Source organism: Lentzea guizhouensis, assembly GCF_001701025.1.
In the GTDB taxonomy this organism is placed as follows: domain Bacteria; phylum Actinomycetota; class Actinomycetes; order Mycobacteriales; family Pseudonocardiaceae; genus Lentzea; species Lentzea guizhouensis.
In genome coordinates, this window is record NZ_CP016793.1 from 6,874,016 (window position 1) to 6,898,411 (window position 24,396).

Sequence of the window (24,396 nt, forward strand, 5' to 3'; positions counted from 1 at the left end):
CCGCCACGCCACCGCCTCCGGCACCGCCTCCGGCACCGCTTCCGCTCCTGGCACCGCCACCGCTCCCGCCACCGCTCCGCCACCGCCACCGCTTCCGCTCCCGGCACCGCTCCTGCTCCTGCCTCCGCCACCGCCACGCTTCCGCCTCCGTCACTGCCCCCGCCACCGCCCGCCATCGCCCCACTGACCGCCCCGCTGACCCCACCGGACCGGTGGCCCGTGACTGACCTCGCCGTCGTCACCACCACCCGCCAGGCCCTCCTGGTCGTCGTCACCGCCATCCAGCTCGTCCTCACCCTCCCGTCCCTCACCGCCACCACCCAGGCCCCCACCGCCTGGCTCGCCTACGCCGTCCTGACCGCCGTCCTCGCCACGGTCGCCAGCCACGTCGCCGCAGGCCACGCCCAACTGCAGCCCGCGGTCGCCGCCACCCTCACCGCCGCCGTGCTCGCCTCCTCGGTCCTGGCGACCACCGCCCAGCCCGCCCACACGGCTCTGAGCGCGGACGACTGGGCGTTCGGGCTCGTCGGCTGGTACCTGCTGCTCGTCCTGGTCGAACGCCCCAAGCCCCTCATCGCCGCGCTGAGCGCCCACCTCGCGCTGTCCGCCGGGTGGTTCCTGCACGCCGGCGGCGAGGACGGCGGCACCGCGGGGGTCGTGATCCTCAGCGGCACGAGCTTCCAGGTCGGTGTCATCGTGATCACCCGTGTGCTGCAGCGGGACGCGCGGCTGGCGCGGCTGGCCGCGGCCGAGCACGACGCGGCGCGGACCCGGGAAGAGCTGGCGCGGCAACGGGAGCAGGACCTCAGGGCCGGGTTCGAGGGGCAGCTCGGGGCGGTGCTGCCGTTGCTCGCGGACCTGGCCGACGAGGTCGTGGGCGTCGAGGACGAGCAGACTCGGCTGCGGTGTTCGCACGCGGCGGTGCAGCTGCGGAGGTTGTTCGCGGAGAACGACGACGTGCCCGATCCGCTGCTGCACGAGCTGACGGCGTGCGTGGACGTGGCCGAGCGGCGTGGGGTGGTGGTGTCGCTGGCGGTGAGCGGGACGGCGACGCCGGTGCCGACGGAGGTGCGCAGGGAGCTGGTCACGCCGATGGCCCGTGCGCTCGCGGCGGCGGGTGGGCGTGCGAAGGTGAGCCTGCTCAGGACGCCGACGGAGGTGCGGGTGGCCGTGGTGGCGGACGCGCCCGGTGAGCTGCCGCAGGGCGACGGCGTGCCCGAGCTGGTCACCGTCGAGACGAGCGTCCACAGCGGACTGGTGAGGAGCGAGGCGCGATGGCGGACGACCTGACCACCGGCGAGGTGACGGCGGTCGTGGTGGACGACCACCCTGTCGTCCGGGCGGGCGTCGCGCACTGGCTGTCCACCGCGCAACCACCGATCACGCTCGTCGCCAGCGGCGAGGACCCCGGGGTGGCCTGGCAGGCCGACCAGGACGCCGTCGTCGTGCTCGACCTGCACCTCGGTGGCGTCACGCCCGCGACGGCCGAGCTGCGCAGGCTCGCCGAGGACGGGCGCAGGGTCGTCGTCTACTCGATGCGCGCCGACGACGAGATCGCCCTGCAGTGCCTGGAGCTCGGCGCGCTGAGCTACCTCACCAAGGCCGAGGGCGCCGACCACCTGGTGCAGGCGGTGCGGGCGGCGGCGAACGGCCAGTCCTACACCCCGCCCGCACTCGCCGGCGCGCTCGCGGGTGACCGGTCCGAGACGCGGCCCGCGTTGTCACCGCGCGAGACCGAGGTGCTGGTCGAGTGGTTCCAGTCGGAGTCGAAGGAGTTCGTGGCCCAGCGGCTCAACATCACGCTCAGCACGGTCAACTCCCACCTGGAACGGATCAGGGTGAAGTACGCCGCGATCGGACGGCAGGCACCCACCAAGGCGGCCCTGGTCGCGCGGGCGATCCAGGACGGGCTGATCGGCCTCGACGACCTCTGAGTCCCTTGTGGTGTGAACGACCGATACCGGACCGTCCACGCGCGACCTAGCCTCGCTGGCAAGCCGGCCGCCAGCGAGGAGTTCCACCAGTGACGCACGTCCGTTCCCTGATCATCGTCGCAGCGGCGGGCTTGCTCCTGTCGGCGTGCGGCTCGCAGACCGCCGGCTCGCCCGCTCCGGTCGACACCACCACCGAGACCACGGCCGGCACCAGCACCAGCGAGAAGCCGAGCACCACCTCCAACGCCCCGGTCGCCGCCGGCGGCGAGGTCACCGCTCCCGGCTCGAAGCTCAAGGTCGGCGCCCGCGCGGTGATCCCCCTCTCCTACGGCGACAAGAGCGGCACCGTGGCCGTCACCCTCACCGCCATCGAGCAGGGCGCCAAGGAGGACCTCGCGAAGTTCGGCGAGAAGGCCAAGGGCATCACGCCGTTCTACCTGCGGGTCAAGGTCGAGAACCTGAGCGGCACCGACCTGCGCTACACCTCGGTCTCCCTGCGCGGCCTCGGCGTCGACGGCAAGGGCACCGGTGTGATCATCAGCGGCGACACGCCCAAGTGCGACTCCACCAGCGCACCGAAGACTTTCACGGCGGCGGGCGAGAGCTACGAGACCTGCGTGCTCAGCGCCGCCCCGGACGGCTCCAAGGTCGTGGCGGGCGAGTACAACCGCGGCGACGACTACGTGAAGTCGCCGATCACCTGGGAGAGCTAGGACCGAACGTGATCACCACCATGGCTCTGCTCAAAGCGCACAAGGGGTTCACCCGAGCCGAGTTCATCGACTACTACGAGCACCACCACGTCCCGCTGATCCTGAGCCTCGCCCCGGCACCGGCCTACTACGCCCGCAACTACCTGCCGGAGACCGCCGACTCCGAGTTCGACGTCCTCACCCACATGAGGTTCGCCGACGAGGCCGCCCGCCAGAAGTGGCTCGCCCTGGTCCTCGCCGACGGGTCCGGGGCGGCCGAGGACGAGGCCCGGTTCCTGGACCGCTCGCGCACCCGCTCGTGGGTGGTGGAGGAGCACGTCAGCTGAGGTTCGGCTGGGCTGCCGACGGCGGGCGAGGTGCTGGGCAACCCGCGGAGGGTGGCGAGGAAGCGTCCAAGACCTGCTCCGGCCTCGGCGACACCCGCTGGGCATCGCCGAGGCCGGCGGTGAGACGGGTCGCGGCGCCTCCGGTCGAGGTTCGGCGCCGCGGCCCTGGACCTGGTCAGGAGTGCGGGCAGGTGTCCCGGTACTCCTCGATCAGGGTGCTGCGGCCCGGTGCGGGGCAGAGGAACTGCTCGTAGCGGGTGTCGTTGTCGATGAACCGCTTGAGCCACGAGATGCTGTACTTCGCGATCGTCGTGTTGTTCGAGTTCGGCGCGAAGTGCGAGGCGTTGTTGAGCTCCAGGTACGCCTTGTCCAACGTGGACGGCAACGACGTGTAGAACGGCTCCGAGTGCGACGAGACCGGCGCGATGGAGTCGTCCTCCGCGCCGACGACCAGGGTCGGCACGCGGACCGACGACCAGTTCTTCGTGGTGTGCCAGCCGGTCAGCGGGATCGCCGCCTGCAGTGCCGGGCGCTGGCTGGCCGCGCGCAGGGTGCCGCCGCCGCCCATCGAGTGGCCCATCACGCCGAGCCGGGTCGAGTCGATGCGGGTGCGGACGCTGCTCTGCTGGGTCAGGTAGTCCAGTGCGGCGAGCAGCTGTGAGGCGCGGCTGTCGGGCTGGTCGTAGATGCCGTTCGTGTCGATCGTGAACACCACGAAGCCCTGGGACGCGAGGCGCGGGCCCAGCCACGAGATGCTGGACTGCGTGCCGGTGTAGCCGGGGGAGATCGCCACGGCGCCGAACGTCCCGGAGGCGGTGCTGGTCGGGTAGTAGATCGTGCCGCCACCGAAGCCGCCGACCAGCGAGGACACCGAGGTCTCCGACACGGCGAACGGCCCGCGGAGTGCCTCGATGCTCGAGTTGGTCGGTGCCGGACCGCGTTCGTACGGGTTGGCCGCGTGGGCGGTACCGGTACCGGTGACGAGCACCAGCGAGAGCGCTAGTGGGATCAGGGTGCGAAGTTGCACGGCGCTGTACACCTCATTCGGCAGGGGAACTGCGAGGACACCCCGACCCTGCAACCGCGGCGCACGGGTCCGCATCGGTGCAACCACCGGTCTGGCGAAAAACTTCGGTGGTAAAACTAACGCTGGTAGTTGAATTTGCCCGTGACCCCTTCCGCTGGGCCTCCACCGCCGCGAAACTGGCCCGATGCTGCGTGGCCGTGACCGCCAGCGCGTCGCCGTGGACGCGCTGCTCGGACGTGCGCGCGCCGGCCGCGGCGGGGCACTCGTGGTGTGCGGCGAACCCGGCAGCGGCAGGACCGCGCTGCTCGACCACGCCCGGCGCTCCTACGACGCGGTGCTGTGCGTGGACGACGTGCGCGAGCTGACCGACGACCTGCGCCGGCTCGCCTCCGACGTCACCGACACCTCGGCGGCCCTGCTCCTCGCGACGGAGGGGGAGACCTTCGGGCTGCCCGCGGTGGTGCTCGACCCGCTGGACCGCGCCGAGAGCCTGCTCGTCCTGCACGACCTGCTGCCGGGCCTCCCGGCCGCACTGGCGGTCGACCTCGCCGACCTGGCCTGCGGAAACCCGCTGGCCCTGGTGGAGCTGGCCGGCTCGCTCACCTCCGACCAGCTCGGCGGCATCGCACCACCACCGGACGGACTGCCCCTGGCGAGCTCCCTGCGGGGCAGGCTGCTCGCACGGTTCGCCGGGCTGCCGGAGCGCGCGCGACGGGTGGTGGCGCTGGCGGCGGTCGACGAGGAGCTCACGGCGGACGTGCTGGCCCGGCTCACCGGCGACGTGGACGCGGTGACGGAGGCGGGCGCGCTGCTGGACCCGCGGCGGTGGTGCGGTCGACGCTGGCGGGGGCTGTCGCCGGCGTGCGGTTCCGGGCGCACGCGGAGCTGGCCGGGTTGTTGCCGGTAGGCCGAGGAGGACGTGGCACGAGGCGAACGCGGCGGAGCGTGACGGTCGGCGCCGAGCACGCCTCCCAGACAGTCGCCGCTCGGGTTCACACCACCGCTGTGTCCACTACGACCGTGCTCGCCACCGCTCCCGCTCCGGTTCCTGCGGCCGCTCCCCGGGCATGCCGCCACGCCCGCCGCCACCGTCGCCGTGCCCGCCACTGCCGCTCCCGCCGCCGCGCCTGCCACAGCCACCACCGCCGCCACTCCTGCTGCCGCACCCGCCGCGCCCGACGCCGCGCCTGCCGCCACCGTCATGGCCGCCGCGCGCTGCCGCCGCACCGCCGATGCCACCGTCATGGCCGCCGCGCCCGCCGCCGCTGCACCCGCCGCACCCGCCGCACCCGCCGCACCCGCCGAACCCGCCGCATCCGTCGCGTCCGCCGCACCCGTCGCAGCTGTCGCGTCCGTCGCGTCCGCAGCACCGCAGCACCGCCGCACCCGCCGCACCCGCCCCCGCCCACCCGCCGCACCCGCCGCACCCGCCGCGTCCGCCGCACCCGTCGCTGCCGTCGCGTCCGTCGCGTCCGACGCCACCGTCATGGCCACCGCACCCGCCGCACCCGCCTCCACCGCCCGGCCGCTCCCCCCCGACCCCGACCTGCTCACCAGCAGCGCCGAGCACGCCCGCCGTTGCGGCGACTTCGCCACCGCGCCCGCGACCACGACCGTGCCGCCCGGCTCACCACCGACCCCGAGCAGAAGGCCCGCCGCCTCCTCAACGCCGCCGCCGACCACTGGGCCCACGGCGCACCTCACCGCGCCCGTGCCGTCCTCAGAACCGCCGTCCGCCTCACCGACACCCAGGAGCTCAAGGCGCTCATGGACCTGGTCGTCGGCGGCATCGACCTCGGCGAGAGCCTCCCCGACGTCGCCGCGGACCGGCTGATGAGGGCCGCGCGCAACCTCGTCGGCACCCGGCGCGGGCTGGCGGTCGCGGCGCTCGGGTTCGCGGGGGAGGCGGCCAGCATCGCGGGGGACCACCGCCGGTACAGCGCCGTCGCGGAGTTCGCCAGGGAGATCCGGCGCGCCGACGAGCCGGCCGACACGCGGCTCACGCTCGGCCACCTCACCGGCATGGCGGCGACGTTCGAGGGGCGTCACGACGAGGCGTTGCCCGCGTTGCGGGAGGTCATCGGGCTCGCGCAGCACGTGCCGGGTCCGCAGGCCCGGATCTGGGCGAGCCAGGCCGCCTACGTGCTCGGCGACGCGGTCGGGTCTTACGAGATGGCGACGAGTGCGGTCACGGCGGCGCGGGAGAGCGGGTTCACGGCGTTGGTGCCGTGGGCGTTGGTGTACCGGGCGTTGTCGGCGTTGATGCTCGACCAGCACGCCGCGGCGCTGACGGCGGCCACCGAGGGCGTGCACGCGGCCACGGCGATCGGGCAGCACAACGCGGTGGTCGACCACCTGACGATCCTCGCGCTGCTGGCGGCGTTGCGCGGGGACGCGGAGACGGCGTTGCACCGCATCGAGGCCGCCGCCGAGCACATCACCCAGCGTGGGCTGACCCGGCCGGGCACGTTCGGCGCCTGGGCGTTCGCGTGCGTCGACCTGGCCCAGGACCGGCCCGCCGACGCGCTCGACCGGTTGCGGCTGCACCCTGGGCACGCCGGCATCAAGGTGATGGCCGCGCCGCAGGTGGTCGAGGCCGCCGTCGCGTGCGGGCAACCGTCCACAGGGGACCGGGCGCTGCAGCCGTACGAGCGCTGGGCCGAGACCACCGGCAGCCCGGCCAGGCTCGCGCTCTCGCACCGCTGCCACGGCCTGCTCGAGTCCGGCACCGCGGACGAGCACTTCGAGGAGGCCATCCGGTTGCACCGCGCCAGCGGCACCGCGATGGAGCTCGCGAAGACCGAGCTGCTGTACGGCAACCGGCTGCGCAGGAGCCGCAAACCCAAGGCCGCGCGCGAACACCTGCGCGACGCCGTGCGCATCTTCCAGTCCTACCAAGCCGATCACTGGGTCGCGCGGGCCAGCGCCGAGCTGCGCGCGGCCGGTGACACCACCGGCGAACCGAACGACCGGCCGGAGCTGACGCCGCAGCAGGCGCAGATCGCCAGGCTGGTCGCCGAGGGCGCCACGAACCGCGAGATCGCCGCGCGGTTGTTCCTGAGCCACCGCACCGTCGAGCACCACCTGCGCAACATCTTCGCGCGGCTCGGCGTGCGGTCGAGGGTCGAGCTCACCAGGAGGCTCGACTGACGGTGTCCGAGCAGAGCAAAGGTGGTTGTGTGCGCGAGCAGTACCGGCACTGGCAGCGGATTCCGACCCGATGGGCCGACAACGACGTCTACGGGCACGTGAACAACGTCGTCCACTACGCGTTCATGGACACCGTGATCAACACGTGGCTGATCGACGCCGGCCTCGACATCCACGAGGGCGCCGAGATCGGCCTGTGCGTCGAGTCGCACTGCAACTACCGCGCCTCGGTGTCGTTCCCGGACACCTTGGACGCGGGCCTGCGGATCGGGCGCCTCGGCCGGTCCAGCGTGCGCTACGAGGTCGGGTTCCTCCTCGACGACACCGTCATCGCGGAAGGCCACTTCGTGCACGTCTTCGTCGACCGCACGACCCGCAAGCCCGTCGAGATCCCGGCGGCCCTGCGCACGCGGATGGAAGGGCTGGTGGTCGCGTGAAGACCAGGGGAGCGGTGCTCACGTCCGTCGGCGGCCCGCTGGAGGTCGTCGACCTCGAGCTCGACCCGCCGGGTCCCGGCGAGCTGCTGGTGCGCGTGCACGCCACCGGCCTGTGCCACTCCGACCTGTCGGTGATCGACGGCTCGCGGATCCGGCCGTTGCCGATGGTCCTCGGCCACGAGGCGGCGGGCGAGGTCGTCGAGGCGGGGCCGAACTCCGAGTTCCGGCCGGGCGACCACGTCGTGCTGTCGTTCGTGCCGGCCTGCGGTGCCTGCCGCCCGTGCGCGTCCGGTCGCCAGGCGCTGTGCGAACCGGGTGCCGCCGCCAACCGCGAGGGAACGCTGCTCAGCGGGGCGCGCCGGTGGACGCTGCCCGACGGCACCCGGCCGCACCACCACCTCGGCGTGTCCGGGTTCGCCGAGTACACCGTGATCTCCGACCGCTCGGCGACCCTCGTGCCGGCGGACCTGCCGCTCGACGTCGCCGCGCTGTTCGGGTGCGCCGTGCTCACCGGCGCGGGGGCCGCGTTCTACAGCGCCGAGGTGAGGCCGGGGGACCGGGTCGCCGTGTTCGGGCTCGGCGGTGTCGGCCTGGCCGCCGTGCTCGCCGCGGTCACGGCGGGCGCCACGCAGGTCGTCGCGGTCGACGTCGTGGACCACAAGCGGCAGCTGGCCCTCACCCTCGGCGCCACCCACGAGGTGCCCGGCGGACCCGATGTCGTGGCCCAGCTCCGCGACCTCACCGGCGGCGGCGCGGACAAGGTCATCGACACCACCGGCGTCGCGGCCGTGCTGGAACAGGCCTACGCCGCCACCGCCGTCGGCGGCACCACGGTCACCGTCGGCCTGCCGCACCCCGACCGCACGGTCACGCTGCCCGCGCTGAACCTGGTCGCCGAGGAACGCACGCTCAAGGGCAGCTACCTCGGCTCCTGCGTACCGCGCCGCGACGTGCCGCGGTTCGTCGACCTGTACCGCGCCGGCCGGCTGCCGGTCGAGGGCCTGCTGTCCGGCCGGCTGACCCTGCCGGAGATCAACGACGGGTTCGCCCTGCTCGCGTCCGGCGAGGCGGTGCGCCAAGTCGTGATCATGGCGGAGGGCCTGTAGCGGAGTCCCGTGCGCGATAGCGCACGGGACTCCACTACAGGCCCCATGCCCGGTTCGGTCCGTCCGGGCACGAATCGGGCAGGACAGGAGCTTTGTCAGCGGTTGACCTCCGAGGGCTTCCTGCTGCACGGTGAGAGCGCTCTCATGTTCGCGCCATCCGCAACGGGGCGGGTGGCGATCCCTGCACGGACAAGGAGACGAGCATGCGTTTCACCGTGTCCAGAATCGTGCCAGCGCTGGCTCTCGTGCTGGTCGGGTCCACGTTCACCGCTCCTGCCCAGGCCGCGGCCGAGGAGATGTCACCCGGTCTGCTCGCCGCGATGGGCTCGGCCTTCGGGCTGACCGAACAGCAGGCGCGGCTGCGCCTGGAGAAGGAGGAACGCGCGTCGGTGCTCGCACCGCGCGCGGAAGCCGAAGCCGGCACCGCCCACGCGGGCAGCTGGTTCGAGGACAACCGCCTCGTCGTCGGCGTCACCGACCAGGCGGCGGCCCGCCGGGTCGAGGCCACCGGCGCGGTGGCGAAGATCGTCAGCCGCTCGGCGGGCTCGATGAACGCCCACAAGAACCGGCTCGACGCCCTGTCCGCCACCGGCGCCGTGCCGGCCGCGGTCGCGAGCTGGCACCCGGACCCCAGGTCCGGCACCATCGTCGTCAACGTCGAGGCGGGCAAGCAGACCGCCGAGGTCGCCGCGTTCCTCGACAAGGCCAAGCAGTTCGGCGCCATCAGCGTCAACACCGCCGGCGTCCAGCAGCCGCAGCCGTTCGCGGCGGGCACCGTCGGCGGCGACCCGTACTACACCGGCAACGTCCGCTGCTCCATCGGCTTCTCGGTGCACGGCGGCTACGTCACGGCCGGCCACTGCGGCGGCAACGGCGCGGCGGTCTACGGCTGGGACCGCTCCTTCCAGGGCAACTTCGCCGGTTCCTCCTTCCCCGGCAACGACTACGCGTGGGTCCGCACCGGCGGCGGCTGGTGGACCGTGCCCGTCGTGCTCGGCTGGGGCACCGTGCCCGACTCGCTGGTCCGCGGTTCGTGGGAGGCCCCGGTCGGCACCTCGGTGTGCCGCTCCGGCTCGACGACGCGCTGGCACTGCGGCGTGATCCAGAGCCGCAACGAGACCATCCGCTACGCGCAGGGCGACGTCCACCAGATGGCGGGCACCAGCGTGTGCGCGGAGGGCGGCGACTCGGGCGGCTCGTTCATCACCGGTGACCAGGCGCAGGGCGTGACGTCCGGCGGCTACGGCAACTGCTCCAGCGGTGGCCGCACCTGGTTCCAGCCGATCAACGAGATCCTGAACGTCTACGGGCTGCGCCTGCACACGGCCTGATCCCGCACGACGCACCGGCTGTCCACTGTCCGCAGTGGACAGCCGGTTCCCGTGTGAGCACCGGTCAGGGGAGCGGTGCCCGGCTCACGGCGGCGGGCGCGAAGAGGTCACCGAGCGCCGGAACGCGGTCGAGCACGTCGTCCGCGGTGAACGTCAGCTGCTCCACCCGGCGGCACCCGCGGACCTCGTCCCAGGTGACCGGGGTGGCGACGGTCGGTGAGTCCCTGCCGCGCAGGGAGTAGGGCGCGATGGTGGTCTTGGCCGGGTTGTTCTGGCTCCAGTCGATGAAGACCCTGCCCTCGCGGCGCGCCTTGCTCATCGTCGCGGTCACCAGGCCGGGGGCCTCGCGTTCGAAGGCCACCGCGAGCGCCTTCGCGTACGCCGACGGGGACCGGGCGCTCGCCACGTCGATGCCCGCGTAGACCTGCATCCCCTTCGAACCGGAGGTCGTCGCGACCGGCTCCAGCCCGTCCGCGACCAGGACGTCGTGAAGCCGTTCCGCGATCCGGCAGCAGTCGACGACCGTCGTGCCGGGACCGGGGTCCAGGTCGAACACCAGGCGGTCCGGCAGGTTCCTGGCGCCGTCCCCGCTCACGGTCCACTGTGGAACGTGGAGCTCGATCGCCGCGAGATTGGCCGCCCACGCCAGCGCGGCGAGCTCGTGGATCAACGGGTACCTCACGACCTCGTCGGCGCCGCGCCGCGAACCGCCGCCCTTCAGCGACACCGTCGGCAACCAGGCAGGAGCGCTGGCGTCGGCGTTCTTCTGGAAGAACCGCTGGCCGCCCACCCCGTCGGGGAACCGGACGAACGTGACCGGCCGGTCCCGCAGGTGCGGCAGCAGCACGGGCGCGATCCGGCTGTAGTAGGCGATGACCTCGCTCTTGGCGGTGCCGTCCGGGTACAGCACCTTGTCCAGGTTGGACAGTGCCAGCGTGCGGGCGCCCGCCCTGACCGTCACCCGGCTGGTGACCATCGGCGGGTCCGGTGGTGGCGGCGGTGGGCCGGGACGACCGGGTTGTGGCGCAACCACCTCCGCGGGCTCGCGGTCGGCCCGCAGCCCGCGCCAGGCCGTGTGCCGCAGCCGGCCGTCGTCACCGCGGGTGAACTGCCGGAACCGCACCTCGCCGACCAGCACCGGCTCCACCCACCGCGCCCGTGCGACGTCCTCGCGCGGGGGAGTGGCCGCGAACGGGTGGCCGGGACGTTCGAGCGGCTGCAGCCGGTCGCGCAGCTGGTCGCGGTCCTGCCGCGTGAAACCGGTGCCGACGTCGCCGATGTACACCAGGTCGCCGGTGCCGGGGTCGTGCGCGCCGAGCAGCAGGCCCCCGACCGTGCCGGTGAAGCCGCTCTGACCCGGCCGCCACCCGCACACGACGACCTCCTGCGTCTGCGTCAGCGGGTGCTTGCACCAGAGATCCGGCCGCTTGCCGGCGACGTAGGGCGAGTCCAGCCGCTTGGCCACGAGCCCTTCGTGCCCTTCGGCGGCGACCCGGTCGAGGAGCCGTTGCGGGGTGAGGCGCTCGGCGGCCAGGTCGTCGGCGGTGAACGCCGGCACCACGGAGATCCGGAACGGGTCGGGCATCGGCAGCTCGGCGAGCCGGTGGCGCCGCTGCTCGTAGGGTTCGTCGAGCAGCAGCTGCTCACCCAGCTGGAGGAGGTCGAAGGCGAGGAACCGGACGGCGACGTCGGCGAACGGTTCCTCACGCCGGGCGGTGCGGTGCTTCTGGAAGCGGCCACGGCGTTGCTGCAGCAGCCCGAAGTCGATCTGCCCGGCCTCGTTGTAGACCACGACCTCACCGTCGAGCACCGCGGCACGCCCGCGCAACGCCCCGGCCAGCACACCGGTCAGCTCGGCGAACTCGGTGGTGAGGTCGAGGCCGTTGCGGCTGGTCAGCACCGATGTGCCGTCCTTAGCGACCCGCAACGCGGCACGGTAACCGTCCAGTTTGTACTCGTAGGCCCACTGCGGACCCTCGCGCAGGCGGCCGCCGTCGGGCTTGGCGAACATGGGCTCGATCCAGGCGGGAAGGGAGTCGGGTGCCTCGGGCATGGCGACCTCCGTTCCCCGCGCGTTCCCTCGTCACCAGGAATCAGAAGGTAACCCGAACGGCCTAATCCCGCTTGCCGCAGAGCTTCGAGGTACCGGACTGCTGCGATCTATCATCCGGATCATGAGTGAGCGCGGTAGGCGTGTCTTCATCTCCTACGTGCGGGAGGACTCGGAGGCGGTCGACCGGCTGTGCGCGGCCCTGGAGGCGGCTCGGATCCCCGTGTGGCGAGATCGGACGGCCCTCGGTCCGGGCGATGCGTGGAAGGTCAAGATCCGGGAGGCGGTCAGAACGGGCTCAATCGTCTTCCTGGCTTGTTTCTCCAGCAACTCGAGAGCCAAGGAGAAGTCCTACATGAACGAGGAGCTCACCCTCGCGGTCGAGGAGTTCCGGCAGATGCCTCCCGGTCGTACCTGGCTGATCCCGGTTCGGTTCGACGCCGGCGAGGTGCCGCACTGGGACCTCGGTGCCGGTCGTGCGCTGGGGGATCTGAACCACTCTGATCTCTTCGGGCAGGACTACCCGGTCCAGTTGGCCGGCCTGGTCGCCACCATCGGCCACCTCATGCGCGACAAGCGAATCGACTCGACCGACGTGGCGGCCGCGGTCGAAGCGGATCAGCCCGGGTCATCCGCGGAAGACGAGCCGTCGCGCCCCGCGACGGCAGGCAGTCGTGTCGAGGAAGTGCGGCGGATCCTCCGATCGACGTACGACGGCGTTGATTCGGTTTACCTGGACGAGTTCGCCAGAGATCGACTTCGTCTGTACCGGCTTCCCCCGCTGGAATCGGGCGAAAAGGTCCTCGCCATTCTCGACACCTCGGTTGCGAAGATCGTTTCGAGGTTGTGGAACCCAGGTCGCGAATACTATGCGATGTTCACGGATCGCAGCTTCTACTACCGTGCCGTTTACCTCCGGGGTGAGAACTCCGTCTCCAGTCTTTCGGTGAGGTACGACGAGCTGGGGGAGTACGCGTTCTCCGGTGCCAAGTACTGGGCGTACCCGCGGACGAACGGACCCCGCCGAGGGATCAGGGTGAACACAGGTGGGCGGGAGTTCCTGCTGCGTGCTTCGGGGATGCCTGGTGGTCCGGAGAAACTCGCCGCTGTTCTCACCGAGCTGGCCACCGGCTGATCACGAGCAGTTCTGCCCAAATCCGGCACGGGCCCTGCGGGTTCGGCGCCCACTAGCACTCCGGCAGGTCGCGCCGACACCCGTTCAGCGCTCGGCGAACAGCCTTTACCTCCACAAAACTGGAGGTTCCAGGATGGTTCGCATGACGAAGACCTTCAAGTACCTCAACGTTGTCGTGCGCATCCTGTTCGGTGCGCTGTTCGCCTTCTCGGGTTTCACCGGGCTGTTCGGCATCGGTTCGCAGTCCACCGACGGCATGTCGGTCGAGGCGCTCGCGTTCGCCACGGCGCTCGGGGAGAGCGGGTTCATCATGCCGGTCGTCAAGGTCGTGGAGCTGGTGGCCGGGATCATGTTGGTGGTCAACAGGTTCGCGCCGCTGGCGTTGGCGTTGCTCGCTCCGCTGGTGGTCGGGATCTTCGGGTTCCACGTGCTGCTGGAGCCGAGTGGTGCGGTGATCGCGGTGGTGCTGGCGGTGGGCGAGGTCTACCTCGCGTGGGTCTACCGGCACGCGTTCGTGCCGATGCTGCGGCCCACCCAAGCGCAGGTGGCCGCCTGAGACCGGGGCCGTGGTGCTGAGGGGATGCCACGGCCCCGGCTCCTGTCGGACGGGTGCGGGCTACTCGAACACGCCGTAGCCCTCCACCGCGTGCGCCCGGACGCCGTCCATGTCGAGCTCCACGCCGATGCCCGGGGTGTCGGGCAGCGTGATGTAGCCGTCCTTCACGATCGAGCCGCTCCCGTCGGGCGCGTGGACGTAGCTGTCCCACACCGCGCGCTCGTCGAGGGCGTGCCACTCCTGGACGTGGAAGTTGGGGATCGACGCGCACTGGTGGGAGGTGGCCATCGTGCCCAGCGGAGTCGAGACCAGGTGCGGTGCGAACGGGATGTAGTGCAGCTCGGCGAGGTTGGCGATCTTCTTGGCCTCGGCGAGGCCGCCGCACTTCGGCACGTCCGGCTCGATGAAGTCCACCGCGCCGCGTTCGAGCAGCTCGCGGAAACCCCAGCGCAGGTAGAGGTTCTCGCCCGCGCAGATCGGGGTCCGGGTCTGCGCGCGGACCCGGACCAGCGCGTCGACGTTCTCCGCCGGCAGCGGTTCCTCCAGCCACATCAGGTCGAACGGCTCGAGCGCCCAGGAGATCCGGCACGCGCTCGGCACGTCGTAGCGGGCGTGCAGGTCGATTGCCAGGTCGACCTCCGGGCCGATCGCCTCGCGGATGGCGGCCACCCGGTCGACCATCGAGCGCAGCTCGGCGGCGTTGACGGTGTGGTTGAACGTGTCGAACTTGGCGGGGTGGTACAGGTTGTCGATGTCGAACTTGATGGCGGTGAAGCCCTCGGCGACCATCCGCTGGGCCCGGTCGACGCACCCGGCGACCGAGCCCGCGGGGTCGTCGCCGTCGCCGCAGTCGGCGTAGAGCCGGATCCGGTCGCGGAACTTCCCGCCGAGCATCCGGTAGACCGGCTGGCCCGCGGCCTTGCCCGCGAGATCCCACAGCGCGAGCTCGATCCCGGACAGGGCGATCACGAACACCCCGCCCTGGGGGCCGGCGAAGACCTTGGCGCGGCGCAGCTTCTCCCAGCACCGCTCGACGTTGCGCGGGTCCTCGCCGAGCAGCAGGGGCGTCAGCGAGTTGATCATTCCGACGACGGCACCCGCGCCGGCGTCGGGGTTGGCCTCGCCGAACCCGCTGAGGCCCTCGTCGGTGTCGATCCGCACCAGGGTGGCCTCGCCGTGGTAGGCCACCACCGCCGTCGTGACGTTCACGATCCGCATTCGTTCTCCCGCCGCTGGGTCGTTCAAATGAGACGGACTGTCGCGAGCTCCAACTTGTCCGATAAGCTGATGACATGCAAAGGGGACAAGAGTCTCCGGAGCCTGTCAAGGTCCGGACTCTCCCGGTGCAGGTGGCCGCACACCTGACCCGGCGGATCGTCAGCGGCGAGGTCGAGGACGGCCGGGCCCCGTCGGAGCTCGACATCTCCCGCGAGTTCGGCGTGTCCAGGGTGGTGGCGCGGGAGACGCTCAAGATCCTCGCCTCGCTCGACATCGTGGACGTCGCGCAGGGCCGCCGGGTCGTCGTGCGCCCCCGCGCGGAGTGGGACTACCTGAACCCGTTGCTGATCGAGTGGCTGCCGGGGGAGATCGTCGGCGAGCTGCTGCAGGAGCTGCACCAGATGCGCTGGCTGCTCGAACCGGAGCTCGCCGCGATGGCCGCGGCCGGCGTCACCGAGGAGACGCTGGGCCGGCTCAGGGACGAGCTCGACCGCATGGCGGCGTTGGAGACCGACCCCAACGCCTACCTCGAGGTCGACCACGAGTTCCACATGGAGATCTGCCGGGCGGCCGACAACCGCATCCTCGACCGGATCATGTACTCCGCCCGCTGGCTGGGCACGGCCAGCAGGCGCATCACCAACGAGGCACCGGCCGCGCTCCGCAAGGCCACCGCCGACCACACGGAGATCTACGAGGCGCTCGTGGCGCGCGACCCGGCACGGGCGCGCGAGGCGATGCGCAAGCACCTGGCCAACAACTCCACCCTCCTCGCGGAGAAGGAGAAGCAGACCAGGCGGGCCACCCGCCGCTAGCCCGGCACGAACGAGACATCAGCAGTTCGGCGTTCTTCGCCGCATGAACGACCCGGCAGCGCGGTCCGCCCCGCTGTCCCGCCGGTTGCAACGTCGCCCCGTCGGTACGCGTCCGCTCGCCCGGACGTGAGAGGAGTTGTCATGGAAGAGAAAGCTGACTTATCCAGGCGCACCTTCCTCGGGATGAGCGCGCTGGGCGTGCTCGGTCTCGCCGGGTGCGGAGGAGGTCCCGCACCCGCGCCGCAGGTGGACGTCCAAGTGCCCCAGGCCCTGCTCGACCAGGCCTCCGGGCTGCGCGGCGGCTCGGTGGGGATGCTCTCGCAGAAGCTCTACGCGGAGGCCGCCAACCAGGCCCTCGACCGGTCGCTGCAGGTGTTCGCACAGGCCACCGGCACCACGGTGCGCAACGACCTGGTCTCCGGCGACGCGGGTGACATGGTCGCGAAGATGGAGGCCGAGGTGAAGGCCGGCACCGCGCGCGACCTGGCCTTCGTGAGCGACCTGCGGTTCGTCGGCCAGCTGCACAACCTGGGCACCCTCACCGACGTCACCGACGTGGTCGAGGAGATGCGCAAGCTCTACGGGGAGCCCGCGACGGAGGCGGCCAACTACTGCGTGTTCGGCGGCCGCTGGTTCGCGATCCCGTACCACTTCATCGGCACCGGGATGTACCTGCGCAAGGACTGGTACGAGGAGAAGGGCCTGCCGCTCAAACCCCACTACACGTGGGAAGAGCTGCGCGACAACGCCCTGGAGGTCTCCGACCCGGCGAAGCGGCGCTTCGGCTGGGGCCTCACGGTGAACCGCTCCGGCGACGCCAACGGGTTCATCGCGAACGTCATCAACTGCTACGGCGGGGCGATCGCGGACAACACCGGCACGAAGGTCGTCTTCAACTCGCCGGAGACCGTCGACGCCGTCACGTTCATCGGCGACATCTACACGAAACCGAAGTACGCGCCGATGCTGCCGCCCGGCATCGGGAGCTGGACCGACTCCAGCAACAACGAGAACTGGCTGGCCCAGATCCTCGGTCTCACGCTTAACCAGTACAGCGTCTACGCCGACTCCAAGACCAAGAACAACCCGGTCTACGGCAACACGCACCCGTTCAACGGCGCCACCGGACCGGCGATCGACACACCGCTCGCGTACGGCCAGTCCAACTCCTTCGTCGTGTTCAAAGGCGCGAAGAACGCCGACCTGGCCAAGCTGGTGGCGAAGTTCATGGTCAGCGGCACCGCGCTGCTCGGTGTCGCGAAGGGAGCGCCCTGCCTGGTCAACCCCGCCTGGGAGAAGGTGTGGGACTCCGACCCGTACTACACCAGCGGTGACCCGGCGTTCACGGCACTGCGCGAGCAGACCCGCACGAAGCTCCCGCTGACCACGAAGACCGGCTTCTCGTTCCCGCAGGCCCCGAGCCCCGGCGAGCAGGCCGCCACCGCCGCCTACCTGCTGACCGACATGATGCAGTCGGTCATCCAGGGCACCACACCGGCCGACGCGGTCGCCGCGACGCACGCCCGCATGGTCCAGGTGTTCGAGCAGCAGGGGTACAAGCAGTGACCGTCCTGCGCACGCGGCCGGCGCCGGTTCCCCCGGCGCCGCGCGGGACGTCGTCGCTCACCACCTCGCAGCGGCTGCTCGGGCGCGACTGGCGCCTCGCGGCGGTGTTCATCGGGCCGACGCTGGTGCTAGTCAGCGGCCTGATCCTGTTCCCGATCGTCAGCTCGGTCTTCACCAGCACCACGGAACGCCACGGCGCCGAGACGGTCTTCGTCGGGCTGGACAACTACACCGACCTCGTCGGCGACACCGTGTTCCACACGGGCGTGCTCAACTCGTTCGTCTTCACCGCGTACGCCGAGATCTTCAAGGTCGTCCTCGGCCTCATCGCCGCGTTGATGCTGCACCACATGCGCCGCGGCCGGGCGGTCGTCGCCGGGATCATCCTGCTGCCGTGGGTGGTGCCGACCGTCGTCACGGCCTTCACCTGGCGGTCGCTGTTCGACCCGATCTTCGGCAGCGTCAACGTCCTGCTCACCGACTCCGGCATCGGGCCGGCGCTGGCCGCGATCGGGCTCGTCGACCGCTGGCCCGCGGAGTGGCTGTCCGACCCCGCGCTCGCGATGCCGGCGGTCATCCTGGTCAACGTCTGGAAGGGCATCCCGTTCTTCACGGTGACGTTCCTGGCCGGGCTCAAGGCGATCGACAGCGGACTGTATGAAGCGGCCGTTGTGGACGGTGCGTCGGCGTGGCAGCGCTTCGTGCACATCACGTTGCCCGGCCTGCGGCACATCATGATCGTGACCGTGCTGCTGTCGTCGATCTGGACGTTCAACAACTTCGACCTGATCTGGCTGATGACCCAGGGCGGGCCGGGCGACGCCACCGCCCCGTACGTGATGGTGGCCTACTCCAAGGCCATCCAGCAGCTGCAGCTGGGCGCGGGCGCCGCGGTCACGCTGGTGATGCTGCCCGTCGTCGCCATCCTCGTGGTCGTCCTCGTGCGGGTCATGCGGCGCAGCGACCTGCCCGGTGCGGGCGACCTGGGCCGCCGGCGGCTCACCCCGGCCCAGCGCCGGGCGCTGCCGTGGGTGGTCGTGGCGGTCTCGACGCTCGTGCTGGTCTGGGCCTCGCCGCACATCGTGTGGAAGGCGGCGCTCGTGCTCGGCGTGTTCGTCGTGCTCGCGGCGGCCGTCGGACGGGTCGTCTCCGTGCTCGCCGCACGGGGCAACCAGCTGGCCGCTCGCCTGGTCAGCGGCACCGGCTCGGGGATCGCGCTCATCGGTCTGCTCGCCTTCGTGCTCGCCCCGCTCTACTGGATGACGGTCACGGCCTTCAAGTCCGACAACCAGATCGTCGCGCGCACCGACGACCTGTGGCCGACGCCGTGGACCACCGAGCAGTTCACCAACCTGTTCAACGGCAGGGCGTTCGGCACCTGGTACCTCAACACGCTCCTGGTGTCGGTGGCGTCCACGGTGATCGCCCTGGTCTGCGCGGCGCTGGCCGGCTATGCGCTGGCACGGCTGAAGTTCCGCGGTTCGGAGAGCTTCACGGTGACGATCCTGCTCACCTACGTGATGCCGGGTGCGCTGCTGTTCATCCCGCTGTACCAGATGATGAGCGGCATCGGGCTCAACGACTCGTTGTGGGCGCTGGTGCTCGCCTACCCGACGTTCACGCTGCCGTTCGCGACCTGGCTGCTCGTCGGCTACTTCAAGTCGATCCCGGCCGACCTCGAGGAGGCCGCGCTGGTCGACGGCTGCACGCGGTTCGGCGCGTTCCTGCGGATCGTGCTGCCGCTGGCCAAACCGGGCCTGCTCGCGGTCGCGCTGTTCACGCTCACCAACGCGTGGAACGAGTTCCTGTTCGCGTTCGTGTTCATCACCAAGGACGACTACAAGACGCTGCCCGTCGGCATGCAGTCGATGATCTTCGGCGACGTCGTGCCGCAGGGGCAGCTGGCCGCGGCCTCGTTGCTGATCAGCATCCCGGTCGTGGTCATGTACGCGTTCGGGCAGCGGTTCCTGACCGAGGGCCTGACAGCGGGGGCGGTGAAGGGATGAGCTCGCACGGCGACCTCCCGGCGGTCACGGAGGAGCACGTCCCGACGGCGTCGCGGCCGAGCGACCTGCGCATCACCGACCTGCGGGTGGCCAACGTGGCCGGGGTGCCGTTCCGCTCGTCGATCATCAGGATCGACACCAACCAGGGCCTGGCCGGCTACGGGGAGGTGCGTGACCAGGCCAGCGCCACCTACGCGCTGGTGCTGAAGAGCAGGCTCGTCGGCGAGAACCCGTGCAACGTCGACAGGATCTTCCGCAAGATCAAGCAGTTCGGGCACCACGGCCGGCAGGGCGGCGGGGTCTCCGGCGTCGAGATGGCGCTGGTGGACCTCGCCGGCAAGGCCTACGGGGTGCCCGCGCACGCGTTGGCCGGGGGCCGGTTCCGCGACGAGGTCCGCTGCTACGCGGACACCCCGTCGTTGCCGGACCCGCACGAGATGGGCGCCCGGCTGCTGGAGCGCAAGCGGCGCGGGTTCACGATGCTGAAGATGGACGTGGGCGTCGACCTGCTGTGGGACGTGCCGGGGGCGCTGATCGCACCTGCGGGTGCCCGCGCGGACTCGACGACGATGCACCCGTTCACCGGGATCCAGGTCACCGCGAAGGGCATCGAGCACCTGGCGTCCTATGTGGACACAGTTCGGTCGGTGGTCGGCTACGACGTCGCGCTCGCCGCCGACCACTTCGGCCACATCGCCCTGGACTCCTGCATCCGGATCGGCCGCGCGCTGGAGCCGTTCACCCTGGCGTGGATCGAGGACCTGATCCCGTGGCAGCTGACCGACCAGTGGCGCCAGCTCACCGAGGCCGTCGCCGTCCCGACCTGCACGGGGGAGGACATCTACCTGCTGGACGGCTTCCGGCCGCTGCTCGACGCCGGCGCCATCCGCGTCGTGCACCCCGACCCGGCGACAGCGGGCGGGATCGCGGAGACCAAGCGGATCGGCGACTACGCGCAGGAACGCGGGATTCCGATGGCACTGCACCTGGCCGCGTCCCCGATCGCGACGATGGCGTCCGTGCACCTGGCCGCTGCCACGGAGAACTTCCTGGCACTCGAACACCACGCGGCCGATGTGGAGTTCTGGAGCGACCTCGTCACCGACCTGCCCCGCCCGCTCATCCAGGACGGCCACATCACCGTGCCGGACACACCGGGACTCGGTTTCGGTGCCATCAACGAGGATCTGGTCAGCCGCCTGCTCGACCCGCACGACCCGGTGTTCTTCGCCGAGACCACGCACTGGGACCGCGAGTCGAGCCACGACCGGCTGTGGAGCTGAGTCAGCGCCCCTGCTCGGCACGCCACTGTTCGTACTCGGGCCTGGCCTCGTCCGACAGCGGGTAGTACCGCCGCAGATCACCGCCCTCGGACAGCCGGATCCGGGAGAACTCCTCCCACTCCGCGTGTTCCTGAGCGACAGCCAGCACGGCGGGCGCGAGCTTGACCGGCACCACGACCGCCCCGTCGTCGTCGGCGACGACGATGTCGCCCGGCTCCACGATCGTGCCACCGCACGCCACCGGCACGTTGACGGCGGTCGGCACGATGTCGGTTTGAGCGTGGTAATTCGGTGTGGCACCACGGATCCACAGCCCCAGCCCGAGCTTCCTGGCCTCACCGGTGTCGCGCAGACACCCGTCGATCACCACACCGGCACCGCCGCGACCCTTGAAGTAGGTCAGCATCATCTCGCCGAACACACCGCTGCCCATGTCACCGCGCGCGTCGACGACGATCATGTCGCCGGCCTGGGCGTGGTACATGACGTGCCGGTGCAACTGCTTCTCCGGCTCCTCGTACTCGTCGACGGGGTAGAGGTCCTCGCGCTTCGGCATGAACTGCAACGTCAACGCCGGTCCCGCGACGCGCACGCCGGGCGTCCACGAGACCGGGCCGCGGATGAAAGCGCTGCGGATGCCCATCCTGCTGAGCTCGGCGCTGGCCGTCGCACTGCCAATGGCCGCGAGGCCCGCGCTGAGCTCGGCAGGCGGGCGAACGATGTCGTGCGTCTCGACCACGTCGGTGGCTCCCTCGGATCCGTGCTGACCGCAGCTGTCGGAGAGTTCGGGTCCGAGCCTAGCGCGGTGACCACCATCTTCACCGTGTTTCCCGACGCTCAGTAGGGCACCTCGCGGGGCCGGTCCCACGAGGCACCCGTCTGACCGCAGCGAAACGCGGCGGAGGTTCGTGGTCACCGCACTAGTCGGGAAAGCGTTGTCAGCGAACCCATCGGAGGTAGGCGTCGAGGTCGGCGTTGCTGCCGCAGACCACCGTGACGACGTGCCGCCCGGCGAACCGCTCCGGGTCCTCCAGCACGGCCGCGACGCCGAGCGCGGCCGAAGGTTCGACGACCAAACCCGTGTGCTCCAACAACAGCCGCATGCCGGCGGTGATCGACGACTCCTGCACCAGGACGGCGTCGTCGGCCACCGCGAGGAGGTCGTCCAGGACCTCCGGGACGGGGAACCGGCCGGCCACACCGTCGGCGATGGTGTCGGTGGACTCCGTGGTGACGACCCGGCGTTCGTGCCACGACCGGGTCAACGCCGGCGCACCCGCGGGCTGCACGCAGATCACCTCGGCCGCGTGCCCCGAGCTCTTCAGGACGTGACCCACACCGGTTGCCAGCGCGCCACCGCCCAACGCGATCAACACGGTGTCGAACTCCGCGTCCACCAGCTCAAGGCCGATCGTCGCGGCACCTTCACACGTCTCGATGTCCAAACTGTCCTCAAGCAACCGGATACCGCGTTCGCCCGCGATGCGCACCGCCCGCTCGCGTGCCATCTCGATGTCGCCGTCCACCAGCTCCAGTTCGGCGCCCAGCGCGCGGATCCGGTCGAGCTTCGCCACGGGCGCCCGCACCGACGCCACGACCGTCACGTCGAGACCGCGCCGGCCACCTGACCAGGCGAGGGCCTGACCCAGGTTGCCGGCGCTGGCGCACACGACGGCGGTGCGGCCCTGCGCGGCCAGCAGACCGGTGACGAGCTCGGTGCCGCGGCCTTTGAAGCTGCGCACCGGGTTCGCCGTCTCCAGCTTGATGCTGACGGTGCAGCCGAGCCGGCGTCCCAACGCGTCGCACCGGTACAGCGGGGTGTTCAGGTAGACGGGGTCGATGTGGCGGCGGGCCGCGTGGATCCGGTCGAGATCGAGCCGCGTCTTGAGCACGCCGTGATCGTAGCGACGGTCCCGGTCAGGCCCTGGTCCACAAGGTGATGTCGCTGCTCGTCGCCACCACCCCTCGGTGCCGGTGTGCAGACCGCCGCCGGCCAGTCCCGCCATCGGCCAGTTCCGCCATCGGCCCGCGATCGGTCCGATCCCCTGGCACGTCAGGTCTTCGTCGTCCGGCCACCCCGAGCAGGGCTCGCGGTCGCGGGCCAGGCGCTCGCCGCGGAGCCGGAACCGTTGGCGCAGCCAGGAACCTCGCCCGCAGGTCGCGCTGGTGATCGGTGAGCGGGAGGTCCTCCGGCATCCGGGGAGCATGCCTGAGTCAGAAGACCAGGCGGGCGCCGTCCGGGTCGCGGACGACCCGGCCCGCCGTCGGTGGCGGGAAGTGCGTGCCCAGCAGGAGGGTCTCGGTGTTCGCGAGCGACTCCAGCAATGCGTGCCGGGTCGCCCTGGCCTGTCCGGGGTCGACGTCGGCGCAGCTGGTCACGTCGGGGCTCGCGATCTGGACCGGGTGGTGCAGGCAGTCGCCGGTGATCAGGGCGGTCTGGCCGGCGCTGGTCAGCTCGACCGCCACGTGGCCAGGGGTGTGGCCGGGAGTCGGGACGAGTCGCACGCCCTCGGCCACCTCGACGCCGTTCCTGCCGACCTCGACCAGGTCCAGCAGGCCGGCGTCCTCGACGGGGTGCACGGAGTCGCGGAACATCTGCAGCCGCGGCTCTTCCATGGTCTGGTCGGCCCAGAACTCGCGTTCGAGCTTCGACGTCACATAGCGCGCGTTCGTGAAAAGGGGGACCCACTGGCCGTCCACCACATGCGTGTTCCAGCCGACGTGGTCGGTGTGCAGGTGGGTGAGCAGAACGAGGTCCACTGTGTCGGGCCCGATCCCGGCGTCCACGAGCCGGTCGTGGTATCCGGTGCGGAGGTCGTGCCACGCGGCGTTCGCGCGCGTCTTGCCGTTGCCGATGCCCGTGTCGACCACGATCCGCAGTCCGTTGCCGACGACGACGAAGCTGTGGGTGGCGAGCCGCAGCGTTCCATCATCTGCGGCGAAGTCGGGTTTCAGCCAGGGGTGGCGGTGCACGAGCTCGGGCGTCGCTTCCGGGAGCAGCCAGGGGCCGGTCTCGGGAGGTGCGAGCGCCTCGTCGATCCGGTGCACGGTCAGGGTCCCGACGGTCCAGGTGACCATCGTTAGCCTCCTTAAGGCTAATTCTTTGCGTTTGGTGCACCGTAATGTCGACTCGACCGCTAACGCAACATCTTTGCCTTAAGCTGAGGGAGTGGACCGGAAGACGACATCGCGTCCTGGCGGCCGGAGCGCCCGCGTGCAGGAGGCGGTGCACGCGGCCGTGCGGGAGCTGGACGCCGAGCTGGGGCGGGAGAAGCTGACGGTGCCCCTGGTCGCGGCCAGGGCCGGCGTCACGCCGTCGACCATCTATCGCCGGTGGGGCGACCTGCAGGCGCTGCTGTCGGACATCGCGGTCGAACGGCTCCGGCCGGACTCCCCTCCCGACGACCGGGGCAGTCTCCTGGCCGACCTGCGGACGTGGGCCGAGCAGTTCCTCGACGAGATGTCGTCCGCGCCAGGGCGCGCCTACCTCCGCGACGCCCTCGTCGGTGATCCGGCCGGGAACGCCATGAGGTGCTCCGACTACGCGGCCGACCAGATCGACGTCATCCTGCGCCGGGCGGCCGAACGCGGCGAACGGACCGTCGGCACGGAGACCGTGCTCGACCGGGTGGTCGCGCCGATCGTCTACCGGGTTCTGTGCCGTCCCGGACCGCTCGCCCCCGGATACGCCGAAGGCCTGGTCGACGACCTCCTGGGGAACTGACCACTGTGGATCGTTCGAT

Annotated in this window: 22 protein-coding genes; 16 read left to right on the forward strand and 6 right to left on the reverse strand. The window is 71.1% G+C overall.

Annotation, left to right across the window (positions count from 1 at the left end; all coding sequences use genetic code 11):
• Nucleotides 1-219 precede the first annotated feature (219 nt).
• The 4 genes from BBK82_RS51935 to BBK82_RS33325 all read left to right on the forward strand — a co-directional run bounded on the left by BBK82_RS51935 (nucleotide 220) and on the right by BBK82_RS33325 (nucleotide 2,973).
• Nucleotides 220-1,290, forward strand: a complete 1,071-nt coding sequence (locus BBK82_RS51935; protein ID WP_065918526.1) for a hypothetical protein — start codon at nucleotides 220-222, stop codon at nucleotides 1,288-1,290.
• A complete protein-coding gene (locus BBK82_RS33315) occupies nucleotides 1,275-1,934 on the forward strand; it encodes a response regulator (RefSeq protein ID WP_065918527.1) in 660 nt (219 codons plus the stop codon). The genes BBK82_RS51935 and BBK82_RS33315 overlap by 16 nt, the downstream gene beginning before the upstream one ends.
• A gap of 89 nt (nucleotides 1,935-2,023) precedes the next feature.
• On the forward strand, nucleotides 2,024-2,647 hold the full coding sequence (locus BBK82_RS33320; protein WP_065918528.1) for a hypothetical protein: 624 nt from the start codon (nucleotides 2,024-2,026) through the stop codon (nucleotides 2,645-2,647).
• Nucleotides 2,648-2,655: 8 nt separating this feature from the next.
• Nucleotides 2,656-2,973, forward strand: coding sequence for an EthD domain-containing protein (locus BBK82_RS33325; protein WP_083268310.1), 318 nt, complete (start codon nucleotides 2,656-2,658; stop codon nucleotides 2,971-2,973).
• A gap of 175 nt (nucleotides 2,974-3,148) precedes the next feature.
• On the opposite strand, the gene bdeA is transcribed toward BBK82_RS33325, so the two are convergent.
• Nucleotides 3,149-4,000, reverse strand: a complete 852-nt coding sequence (gene bdeA, locus BBK82_RS33330) for a bis(hydroxyethyl) terephthalate hydrolase (protein WP_065921540.1) — start codon at nucleotides 3,998-4,000, stop codon at nucleotides 3,149-3,151.
• Between the two features lie 184 nt (nucleotides 4,001-4,184).
• Here bdeA and BBK82_RS33335 point away from each other — a divergent pair, with 184 nt between their 5' ends.
• The 5 genes from BBK82_RS33335 (at nucleotide 4,185) to BBK82_RS33355 (ending at nucleotide 10,024) form a co-directional block, all read left to right on the forward strand.
• On the forward strand, nucleotides 4,185-4,907 hold the full coding sequence (locus BBK82_RS33335) for a hypothetical protein (RefSeq protein ID WP_065918529.1): 723 nt from the start codon (nucleotides 4,185-4,187) through the stop codon (nucleotides 4,905-4,907).
• A gap of 671 nt (nucleotides 4,908-5,578) precedes the next feature.
• Entirely contained in the window at nucleotides 5,579-7,150 is a 1,572-nt protein-coding gene (locus BBK82_RS33340) for a helix-turn-helix transcriptional regulator (RefSeq protein WP_065918530.1), read from the forward strand.
• 29 nt (nucleotides 7,151-7,179) lie between these two features.
• Nucleotides 7,180-7,587 (forward strand): acyl-CoA thioesterase, encoded by a 408-nt coding sequence (locus tag BBK82_RS33345; protein WP_083268928.1) that lies wholly within the window; start codon nucleotides 7,180-7,182, stop codon nucleotides 7,585-7,587.
• Nucleotides 7,584-8,693, forward strand: a complete 1,110-nt coding sequence (locus tag BBK82_RS33350) for a zinc-binding dehydrogenase (RefSeq protein ID WP_065918532.1) — start codon at nucleotides 7,584-7,586, stop codon at nucleotides 8,691-8,693. The genes BBK82_RS33345 and BBK82_RS33350 overlap by 4 nt, the downstream gene beginning before the upstream one ends.
• 203 nt (nucleotides 8,694-8,896) lie before the next feature.
• A complete protein-coding gene (locus tag BBK82_RS33355; RefSeq protein ID WP_065918533.1) occupies nucleotides 8,897-10,024 on the forward strand; it encodes a S1 family peptidase in 1,128 nt (375 codons plus the stop codon).
• 64 nt (nucleotides 10,025-10,088) lie between these two features.
• Here the strand turns inward: BBK82_RS33355 and ligD are convergent, their stop codons facing one another.
• Nucleotides 10,089-12,077: a DNA ligase D gene (gene ligD / locus BBK82_RS48005; protein WP_083268311.1), complete on the reverse strand. Its 1,989-nt coding sequence runs from the start codon at nucleotides 12,075-12,077 to the stop codon at nucleotides 10,089-10,091.
• A 121-nt stretch (nucleotides 12,078-12,198) separates the two neighbouring features.
• Here ligD and BBK82_RS33365 point away from each other — a divergent pair, with 121 nt between their 5' ends.
• Both BBK82_RS33365 and BBK82_RS33370 read left to right on the forward strand, forming a co-directional pair.
• Nucleotides 12,199-13,209: a toll/interleukin-1 receptor domain-containing protein gene (locus tag BBK82_RS33365; RefSeq protein ID WP_065918534.1), complete on the forward strand. Its 1,011-nt coding sequence runs from the start codon at nucleotides 12,199-12,201 to the stop codon at nucleotides 13,207-13,209.
• Nucleotides 13,210-13,351: 142 nt separating this feature from the next.
• On the forward strand, nucleotides 13,352-13,765 hold the full coding sequence (locus BBK82_RS33370; RefSeq protein WP_065918535.1) for a DoxX family membrane protein: 414 nt from the start codon (nucleotides 13,352-13,354) through the stop codon (nucleotides 13,763-13,765).
• Between the two features lie 60 nt (nucleotides 13,766-13,825).
• Here BBK82_RS33370 and BBK82_RS33375 read toward each other — a convergent pair whose 3' ends face one another.
• Nucleotides 13,826-14,983 (reverse strand): mandelate racemase/muconate lactonizing enzyme family protein, encoded by a 1,158-nt coding sequence (locus tag BBK82_RS33375; protein WP_065918536.1) that lies wholly within the window; start codon nucleotides 14,981-14,983, stop codon nucleotides 13,826-13,828.
• Nucleotides 14,984-15,114: 131 nt separating this feature from the next.
• On the opposite strand from BBK82_RS33375, the gene BBK82_RS33380 reads away from it, so the two are divergent.
• The 4 genes from BBK82_RS33380 to BBK82_RS33395 all read left to right on the forward strand — a co-directional run bounded on the left by BBK82_RS33380 (nucleotide 15,115) and on the right by BBK82_RS33395 (nucleotide 20,653).
• Nucleotides 15,115-15,798 (forward strand): FadR/GntR family transcriptional regulator, encoded by a 684-nt coding sequence (locus BBK82_RS33380; protein WP_237047704.1) that lies wholly within the window; start codon nucleotides 15,115-15,117, stop codon nucleotides 15,796-15,798.
• A 141-nt stretch (nucleotides 15,799-15,939) separates the two neighbouring features.
• A complete protein-coding gene (locus BBK82_RS33385; RefSeq protein ID WP_065918538.1) occupies nucleotides 15,940-17,364 on the forward strand; it encodes an extracellular solute-binding protein in 1,425 nt (474 codons plus the stop codon).
• On the forward strand, nucleotides 17,361-19,370 hold the full coding sequence (locus tag BBK82_RS33390; protein ID WP_065918539.1) for an ABC transporter permease: 2,010 nt from the start codon (nucleotides 17,361-17,363) through the stop codon (nucleotides 19,368-19,370). Before BBK82_RS33385 ends, BBK82_RS33390 begins: the two co-directional genes overlap by 4 nt.
• On the forward strand, nucleotides 19,367-20,653 hold the full coding sequence (locus BBK82_RS33395; protein WP_065918540.1) for a mandelate racemase/muconate lactonizing enzyme family protein: 1,287 nt from the start codon (nucleotides 19,367-19,369) through the stop codon (nucleotides 20,651-20,653). Before BBK82_RS33390 ends, BBK82_RS33395 begins: the two co-directional genes overlap by 4 nt.
• A 1-nt stretch (nucleotide 20,654) precedes the next feature.
• On the opposite strand, the gene BBK82_RS33400 is transcribed toward BBK82_RS33395, so the two are convergent.
• From BBK82_RS33400 to BBK82_RS33410, 3 genes are all read right to left on the reverse strand, one after another.
• Nucleotides 20,655-21,392, reverse strand: a complete 738-nt coding sequence (locus BBK82_RS33400; protein WP_065918541.1) for a ribonuclease activity regulator RraA — start codon at nucleotides 21,390-21,392, stop codon at nucleotides 20,655-20,657.
• Nucleotides 21,393-21,591: 199 nt separating this feature from the next.
• A complete protein-coding gene (locus BBK82_RS33405) occupies nucleotides 21,592-22,545 on the reverse strand; it encodes a threonine ammonia-lyase (protein ID WP_065918542.1) in 954 nt (317 codons plus the stop codon).
• Between the two features lie 322 nt (nucleotides 22,546-22,867).
• Nucleotides 22,868-23,731, reverse strand: coding sequence for an MBL fold metallo-hydrolase (locus BBK82_RS33410; RefSeq protein WP_065918543.1), 864 nt, complete (start codon nucleotides 23,729-23,731; stop codon nucleotides 22,868-22,870).
• Between the two features lie 91 nt (nucleotides 23,732-23,822).
• Here BBK82_RS33410 and BBK82_RS33415 point away from each other — a divergent pair, with 91 nt between their 5' ends.
• Entirely contained in the window at nucleotides 23,823-24,377 is a 555-nt protein-coding gene (locus tag BBK82_RS33415; RefSeq protein WP_065918544.1) for a TetR/AcrR family transcriptional regulator, read from the forward strand.
• Nucleotides 24,378-24,396 lie beyond the last annotated feature (19 nt).